Origin of the sequence: Ruminococcus callidus ATCC 27760 (genome assembly GCF_000468015.1) — a bacterium.
GTDB classification, from domain to species: domain Bacteria; phylum Bacillota; class Clostridia; order Oscillospirales; family Ruminococcaceae; genus Ruminococcus_C; species Ruminococcus_C callidus.
This window is the reverse complement of sequence record NZ_KI260377.1, coordinates 1-8,896: the sequence shown is the minus strand read 5'-3', so window position 1 is coordinate 8,896 and position 8,896 is coordinate 1. Positions and strand designations below refer to the sequence as shown.

The window sequence follows — 8,896 nt, the reverse complement described above, 5'->3', positions numbered from 1 at the left end:
CAAAGTCGCCAGACGCTCTTTGTGTGGTATTGCCATAGGGCAGCATCAGATGAAGTCAACAAGTAAGCTTTATGCAGTGTTGCCATAAGGGGGGTACGGCGGCTCTGCCTGTACAGAAAGGAAAAACGATATGAGTAAAAAACATTTTTGGAAAAGAGGCATTGCGGCAGCCTGTGCCGTTGTCACAGCAGCCACCGGACTGGCACTGCCGGTATTTGCGGCAGACACTTCCGGCCTTGCAGTTACCCCGAAGGTCGTGGCACTGGGTGACGACTGTCTGGCAGAAGTCAGCGGCAGCGAGTCGGCAGTTTCCTATATGGCGGACTATCTGGGCGGCAATGCGGTGAACTATGCCACAGTGGGCACCACTTCCGGTAAGCTGGTTTCTGACTTGCAGTCCAATCAGAATATGAAACGCGATGTGCAGACCGCAGATGTGGTAATGATCTCTGTGGGTGTCAACGACTTTATAGAAGAAGTACTGTATAAAAATGCCGACCTGGTGGATATGGACAACTGTAAGACGCTTACTGACGTGGCAAACAAGCTGACCAGTGATGGCTCGAAGCTTTCTGCAGCAAACAGCAAGCTTGCTCGGGATCTGCCGGCTCTGGTGGAAACCGTTGCGGCAAACATTGAAGCGGCGGTTACTGAAGTCAAGTCCCTGAACCGTTCTGCCAATGTGGTAGTACAGACTGTCAACAATCCGCTGGGCGTGGACTATTACGGCATGTCCGGTGTATCCCAGAACCGAAAGACTGTAATCGCATATCTGTATCAGTATCTGGACGTTTCCTTGGAGGGCGGCAATGTCAGCGGCACGGGACTGGCATCAATGACCATTGCAGACAATGCCGGACTGAATGACAAGATCCGCGGCTTGCAGAATGCTTCTGCAGCCGACTTCTATACGCCTTATGTAGGGGCAGCCGGTGAAAAGGCGATCGGCTTTGAATTCAGCAACATCATGGATCTGAACATGACTTTCACTCCGCTGGGGCAGGTCATGCTGGCATCTGCTGCGATCCAGTCCTCGGAGATGCTCTCCTGCGGCGACGGCAGCGTGATTTCCAATGCCTATACCGCTACCGGCAAGGACGGCGATCTGAAAAGCAATCGTCCCTCGGCAGACAGCATCATCACCGGAGCCGCATCTCATCAGAAAATGGCATGCAGTATGGGCGATGCCGATGCCAGCGGCAGCATTGATACACAGGATCTGTTTCTCTGCCTGTACAATATTGCACGGGTAGGTGCTGGTCTGGACACCGAACTGAATCCGATTCAGCGAAAGGCTCTGGACGCAGACAACAGCGGCACGCTGGATTCGCAGGATATTTTCCTGTGGCTGTACTATATGGCACAGACCGGTGCCGGCGTTCATGTCGATCTGGCAGACTATCTTGCACAGAATCAGGCATAATTTCCTGTGTGAAAGCTGTTTTCAGGGAATGTGAAGCCTTTGTGGGCTGTATTTTACCGTCTTTTCTATCGATTATCATATGATTATCACATAAAACCGTATAATAATAATTACAGAAAGCGAAGAACACATACCGCAGAAAACAAGCGGTTCACGATAGAAAGGAAGAGTATTATGGCTGACTTCGAAAACAAAAACAATGCACAATGGAATGAGAATGGTGTGGCACAGAATGCCGACAATACCACCAACAACAGCGGTGCTGCAAATACCGCGGCTCCGGCAGGAAATGCCGGTTCCGGTGTCAACGGTGCAGCAAATCCGTATGCATATCAGAACGGTTACTACCGCAACACCACACCGCATCAGGACGAGGCAGTGCACAGCGGTGCATACCAGCAGCAGAACGCTGCCGGCTCTGCCTATAACAATCCGGCAGGCGGTCAGACCACTCCCACCGGAAACGGCGGCAGCGGCAACAACGGCGGCTACTCTTATGTAAACTACTACTCCGATCCCAACGGCGGCGACCCCAACAAAAAGCCGAAGAAAAAGCATACCGGACTGAAAGTGGCAGCGTTTGTGCTGGCAATGGTTCTGGTGTCCGGCGGTTCGATCGGTGTCTATGAGGGCATTCGTTCCTCAAATGCGGACAACAGCAGTTCGATCGTTGCAAGCAACGACAGTTCTGCCGCAGAAAGCAGCACCGGCGACAGCAGTTCTTCCAAAAAGAGCGACTCCAGTCAGAGCTGGATTCAGCTGGCTTCTACCAACGGTTCCATGTCGGTAGCGGATATTGTAAAGAAAGTGACACCGTCGGTTGTCGGCGTACAGTCCACTTTCTCCTCGTCCAACGGCAGCAACAATAACCCCATGAACGGCTACGGCGGCTTCTTTGGCTACGGCTCGCAGGGCAACAACGGTTCGCAGGGTATGACTGGCGTCGGCACCGGCATCATCATGTCGAAGGACGGCTATATTGTCACCAACGCCCACGTTATTTACGATGACGAATACGGTTATGGCGAAGCTTCTTCCGTACAGATCCAGATGTCTGACGAGGAAACCACTTATGATGCCAGAATCGTGGCATATGACAAGGAAGCGGATATTGCTGTATTGAAAATCGATGCAGACAACCTGACTCCCGCAGAATTCGGCGACAGCAGCAGCTGTGAAGTCGGCGAAATGGTTGTGGCAATCGGTAACCCGCTGGGCTTGCAGTTCCAGAACACCGTAACCTGCGGCATTATCTCCGCACTGGATCGGAAGGTTACCATTAACGACAACACCATGACGCTGATCCAGACGGATACCGCCATCAACAACGGTAACTCCGGCGGTCCGCTGATCAACAGCTCTGGTCAGGTGATCGGTATCAACTCCGCCAAAATGTCCAGCACCTATTCCGGTGAAGCGACAGTAGAGGGCATTGGCTTTGCAATTCCGATGTCGGAGGCAAAGAGCATTGTCGATGATTTGATTAACTATGGCTATGTGACCGGCCGCCCGCAGCTGGGCATCTCCTGTCAGGACGTGACAGAAGCGGTTTCACAGGCTTACAATATTCCGGTGGGTGCCTATATCTTTAGCGTGACCGCCGGCGGTGCAGCCGATCAGGCTGGTTTACAGCCGGGTGATGTTATCACCGGCATTCAGGATCAGACGATCAGCACCACAGAAGAACTGAACGCAGTCAAGAACCAGTATAAGGCTGGGGATACGATCACGCTGACTTATGTCCGTGCCGGCGAAACCAAAAAGGTTGACGTGACACTGGCAGAAGTGCAGCAGACAGAAAATAACTGATCTGCGTTCTTGATGCAGCATCAAACAAAGCATCTGATGCAGAGGCTTTGTGCGGCGTTGCTCCAACATTCTTGACATCTTGTTTTTTCATACATTCTCCTTATTATTTTTCGGGAAAGCGTCCGGCAGATTCTGTCGGGCGTTTTTCTGTTGCCCGTTGAAATGCGGAAGTTTCTTCCACGCAGCTTTTTGCAGCTTCACGCAGGATTTTCACGCAGTTTCCATAAACGTATGCGATAATACAGTATAGGCAATACCGCACAAAGCCCGCCTGACGGCTTTGCACGCAATCTGCGTACAGATTTTCCCGTCATATTGCCCAGAAATCCCTTGCCATAATAACGGCAGTCTGCCTGCGGAATTTCTGACAATCTGCCAAAAAATCTGACAACGCACCTTACGCACAAGCTTTGCACGGTATTGCCTATAGAAACAGAGATCAAAACCACGCTTGGGGAATTGGGTATCACATATCGAGGAGTTTTACACATGACAAATTCACACCATGGGGTACCAGAATCAAAAAGGAGCGTGCGTATCATGCAAAAGAAAATATTTGCCTGGGCAATGAGCATGGCGGTAGCGGCAATGATTACCTGCACCGGCTGTGCACAGAACAACAACTCGTCCGGCACAGACAGCGGCAGCAGCACTGCACAGACTACCACGCTGGACGATAACGACACAGCAGAAGCTGCTGTCGGACAGAGCCTTTCGGCGATACAGTCCGGCGAAGCCGGCGTGACCACAGATGAAGATGACCTCTGCGACAACTATGACGCATTTGATGCAGAGATCACGCTGGAGGACGACAGCACCAAGGTGAAAGGCAATACCAAGGCGGTTTCCGTCAAGGACAACTGCATCACCATTTCCGCCGGCGGCACCTACCGGCTCAGCGGCAAGCTGACCAAGGGACAAGTCCTTGTGACCGGCTCGGAAAAAGTCAAGCTGTATCTGGACGGTGTGGAGATCACCAGTCCCTCTGGACCGGCTCTGGTCTGCACCAACGAAAAACGCACCATTCTGTCACTGGCGAAAGGTTCACAGAACACTTTGACAGACAGTGCGGACAACGCCGATACAGAGATCAACGGCTGCAACGTTTCCGCCTGTGCCCTGTTTGCACAGGATAAACTGACGATCAACGGCAGCGGCAGCCTGACTGTCACAGGCAGCAGCGTGGACGGTATCGTCTGCAAGGACGACCTGAAGCTGGTGAATGGTACGATCACTGTAGAAGCTGCACAGGACGGCGTAAAGGGCAAGGACTGCGTGGCAATGTTCGGGGCAGACCTGAACGTCACCGCCGGCAATGACGGCATCAAGTCCACAGAATCCAACGACGACACCAAGGGCTTTCTCCAGCTGGAGCAGGGCAGTGCAACAGTACAGGCTGGCGGCGACTGTTTGCAGGCGGAAACGCTGGTGTGGATCGCAGACGGTACGTATCATCTGACCAGCAGCGGTACGGCTGTGAATACGGAAACCGGCGAAGCCAACAGCAGCAAGGGAATCCACTGCGGCGGTGATGTGGAAATTGCCGGCGGCAAGCTGACCATTGATGCCGCGGAAGACGGCGTGAACTGCACCGGTTCGCTGGAGTTACAGGCGGGAGAAGTCGATGTGACCAGTGCCGAGGACGGCATTCAGGCAGACGGCGACCTGACAGTTTCCGGCGGTGCTGTGACCATTACCACCACCGGTACAGTTGCCGCTTCTGCACAGGACGATTTCCAGCCGAACAACTTCGGCGGTAACGGCAACACACCGCCCGGCAATGCAGACTACCGCCAGAACGCCGCTGCCAGTGATGCCAGTGCAATTCCGGCAGCAGCCATGCAGACCATCGCAGATTCCTCCACAGACGCAGGAGCATCTGCGGCAGTTGCCATGACCACTGCTGCGGAAGATGCCACCAGCAAGGGTATCAAGTGCGGCGGCAACCTGACCATGAGTGGCGGCAGCTGCACCATTGATTCCACCGACCATGCTGTACATGCGGCAGGAACGGCAGTGTTCTCCGGCACCACGCTGGAGATCACCTCCGACAACAAGGGCATCAGCAGCCACGGCAATCTGGAAATTTCCGGCGGGGATATTACGATTCACAGCTGTACCGAGGGTGTGGAATCCAAGGCGGAAATGACCATCAGCGGCGGCAATGTCCGGATTCTGGACGCATCAGACGACGGGCTGAACACCGGCGGCTCTGACAGCGGCTCCCATGCTGTGACCATTAGCGGCGGTTATATCTATGTCAACGCTTCCGGTGACGGCGTAGACTCCAACAGCACATGGGAGATGTCCGGCGGCACTCTGCTGGTATGCGGCTCCACCAGCGGCGGTGACGGCTCGCTGGACGCAGACGGCAACATGACCTATACCGGCGGCACCCTGCTGGCACTGTCCAGCAAGGGCATGATGGAGTATCCGGAAAGCGGCTGTCTGATCGCCACCAACTGCAATGCCGCAGCAGGGGAACAGATCAGCATTGTGGACAAGAACGGTACGGTTCTTGCAACATTGCAATCCCCGAAAGCTGTTTCCGATGTGATCTATGGCATTGGCGACAGCGATTCCGCCGACTATACCATTGTTACCGGCGGCACCTATGACGGCACCCTCAACGAGGACGGCTATGGAGAAGGCGGATCCGTCAGCGGCGGCACAGAGGTCACAGCAAACGGCGGCACCGGCAGCATGAACGGCGGAGCACCTGCCGGCGGCGGACGGGGCGGTGCTCCCAATGGTGCACCAAACGGCGGACAGGGCGGCACACCGCCGGAAATGCCGAATTCGAACAACTCCGGCTCTTAAATTAGAGTTTCACAAGTAATCTTCAGTAGTCTTCTTTGCAGTGCACACAGGCGGAATGTCTGTGTGCATTTTGCGGTTGACGGCAGAAATTTCAGGTGCTGCTCTGCACAAACCGTCATTTTGTGCAAAAAAAGCACGAAACAGAAGCAGAAAACATTGCACTATATGGAAAATACTTGACAAAGTGGTGTACCCTCTGTTATAATAAAAGCGTATGCTGCGGTGTCTGCTTCGTGCAGTGCCGAGATGCAGTTTTGCCGGAATTCTTTCGGCGGATCCTGTGGAAAGGAAAGCATGTCAGCACAGAAATGTGCTGTGAGAATATGATGAAAAAAAACTATAACCGAGATCAGTTCAAACGGATCTTTTCATTTTTTGCAGCGGTGCTGCTGGTGGGGTTGTATGCCGCCGGCTTTGCATGGGTGTGGTATGAAAGCTACAGCGATGCCATTCTGCTGCCGTTCTATCGCCGCGGCAACTGGGTCATGATCCTGATCTATGTGGTGCTGGTTCTGCTGTTTGCCAAGTCATTTGGCGGGCTGAAGATCGGCTACCTCAAGCGAACGGACATGTTCTACTCCCAGACGCTGTCGATCTTCTGTGTCAATGTGGTGACCTATTTCCAGATCAGCGTTGTCAACCGTGATTTTTCTGCGGCAGTGCCGATGATCCTATTGACCATTGCCGATCTGGCGGTGCTGATTTTGTGGATCGTGCTGACCAATCGCTTATGTTTCCGGCTGTACCCGCCGCGAAAGCTGGTAGTCATCTACGGCGACCGGAATGCCGCGGAGCTGGTGCTGAAAATGAGCCGCCGCGTGGACAAGTATATGATCTGTGAATCCGTCAGTGCCAACGCACCGCCGGAGGAGATTCAGGAGGCAATTGCACGGTACGAGGGTATTATCCTCTGTGAGGTTTCCGGAAAGCTGCGGAACGATCTTATCAAATATTGCTTCGCCCAGAATGTGCGGGCGTATATTGCCCCGAAAATTTCGGATATTATCCTGAGAGGGGCAGAGGAGATCCGGCTGTTTGATACGCCGCTGCTGCTGTGCCGGAACTATGGGCTGACATTTGAACAGCGGCTGGGAAAGCGTATCTTCGACCTTGTTTTTGCGGTAGTCTTTCTGGTGCTGCTGTCCCCGCTGATGCTGCTGTCCGCCATTGCCATTAAGCTGGACGACGGCGGTCCGGTGCTGTTCAAACAAAAGCGGCTGACCTATCACGGCAAGGAATTTTACGTGTACAAATTCCGCAGCATGGTGGTCAACGCTGAAAAGGCCGGCCCGCAGCTGGCAAAGGAAAACGACAGCCGTATCACACGGGTGGGACGGATCCTGCGGAAGTGCCGTCTGGACGAACTGCCCCAGCTGATCAATATCCTCCGCGGCGATATGTCCGTGGTGGGCCCCCGTCCGGAGCGTCCGGAACTGGCGGAGGAATACGAGAAAACCATGCCGGAATTCGAGTTCCGGCTTCAGGTAAAGGCAGGACTGACTGGTTATGCACAGGTCACCGGTCTGTATGATACCCTGCCCTATGATAAATTGAAAATGGATCTCATGTATATCGAGAACTATTCCATTTTTCTGGACCTGCGTATCATTCTGATGACACTGAAAACTGCCCTGTTCCCCGGTGAAACCAACGAGGAAGCCAATGCTCACGATGCACAGGAACTGCTGTATCAGGAGGAGCAGATGCAGGAGCAGGAACAAGAGAAAGGAGATCACTCATGAAAGTGACCGCAGTAATCATGGCAGGCGGCAGAGGCGAACGTTTCTGGCCCAAGAGCCGTGGCAATTATCCCAAGCAGTTTCTCTCTCTGACCAAGGACGGAGAAACCATGATCCAGAAAACCGTCAAGCGTCTGCTGCCGATGGTGGCAATGGACGACGTATTTGTGGTGACCAATGTCAGCTATGCCGCACTGGTAAAGGAACAGCTGCCCCAGCTGCCGGAGGAAAATATCCTGCTGGAGCCCTGTGCCAGAAATACAGCTCCCTGTATCGGTCTGGCTGCCGCTGTGATTCGCAAGAAGTACGGCGAGGCAATGATGCTGGTGCTGCCCTCTGACCACCTGATCCGCTATGAGGAAATGTATGTGGACACCCTGCGGCAGGCAGTGGCAGTGGCAGAAAAGGATCAGAATCTGGTGACCATCGGCATTACACCGACCTATCCGGAAACCGGCTACGGCTACATCAATTTCGAACGGGACACCGATCTGGGCATGGCTGGCGTTTATCGGGTAGAGCGTTTCGTAGAAAAGCCGGATCTGGAAACTGCAAAGCAGTATCTGGCTTCTCACCGGTACCTCTGGAACAGCGGCATGTTCGTCTGGAAAGCATCGTCCATTCTGGCAAATCTGGAATCCCTGATGCCGGACATCTACGCTGGTCTGGAACGCATTGAAGCGGCTGTGGGAACTGCGGAATTCCCGTCAGTGCTGGAAACCGAGTATCACGCATTCCGCAGCGAGTCCATTGACTTCGGTGTCATGGAAAAGGCAGAGAACATCTACACTCTGCCGGGCAGCTTCGGCTGGGACGATGTGGGAAACTGGCTGGCAGTGGAACGCATCAACTCCACCAATGAATACGGCAACTATATCGAGGGCGATGTCATTACGATCGGCACCGAACGCAGCACCATTTGCGGCGGCAAGCGTCTGATCGCAGCAGTGGGCGTGGAAGATCTAATCGTGGTAGACACTGACGATGCCGTTCTGATCTGTGCCAAGGACAGCACACAGGACGTAAAGAAGGTCATCGAAAATCTGAAGATCTGCAACCGGAACCAGTTGGTATAAGGCAACACCGCACAAAGAGCGTCTGGCGA

Annotated in this window: 5 protein-coding genes; all 5 read left to right on the top strand. The window is 53.7% G+C overall.

Going from position 1 to position 8,896, the window contains the following annotated elements:
• The first annotated feature begins 130 nt into the window (after positions 1 to 130).
• The 5 genes from RUMCAL_RS06100 (at position 131) to RUMCAL_RS06080 (ending at position 8,867) form a co-directional block, all read left to right on the top strand.
• Positions 131 to 1,423: an SGNH/GDSL hydrolase family protein gene (locus RUMCAL_RS06100; RefSeq protein ID WP_021681781.1), complete on the top strand. Its 1,293-nt coding sequence runs from the start codon at positions 131 to 133 to the stop codon at positions 1,421 to 1,423.
• Between the two features lie 174 nt (positions 1,424 to 1,597).
• Positions 1,598 to 3,232: a S1C family serine protease gene (locus tag RUMCAL_RS06095; protein ID WP_021681780.1), complete on the top strand. Its 1,635-nt coding sequence runs from the start codon at positions 1,598 to 1,600 to the stop codon at positions 3,230 to 3,232.
• 540 nt (positions 3,233 to 3,772) lie between these two features.
• Positions 3,773 to 6,052 carry a carbohydrate-binding domain-containing protein gene (locus RUMCAL_RS06090; RefSeq protein ID WP_021681778.1) on the top strand — a complete coding sequence of 760 codons (2,280 nt, stop codon included), beginning with the start codon at positions 3,773 to 3,775 and terminating at the stop codon, positions 6,050 to 6,052.
• Between the two features lie 323 nt (positions 6,053 to 6,375).
• A complete protein-coding gene (locus RUMCAL_RS06085; protein WP_021681776.1) occupies positions 6,376 to 7,794 on the top strand; it encodes a sugar transferase in 1,419 nt (472 codons plus the stop codon).
• Positions 7,791 to 8,867, top strand: coding sequence for a mannose-1-phosphate guanylyltransferase (locus tag RUMCAL_RS06080; protein WP_021681775.1), 1,077 nt, complete (start codon positions 7,791 to 7,793; stop codon positions 8,865 to 8,867). The genes RUMCAL_RS06085 and RUMCAL_RS06080 overlap by 4 nt, the downstream gene beginning before the upstream one ends.
• The last annotated feature ends 29 nt before the right edge of the window (positions 8,868 to 8,896 follow it).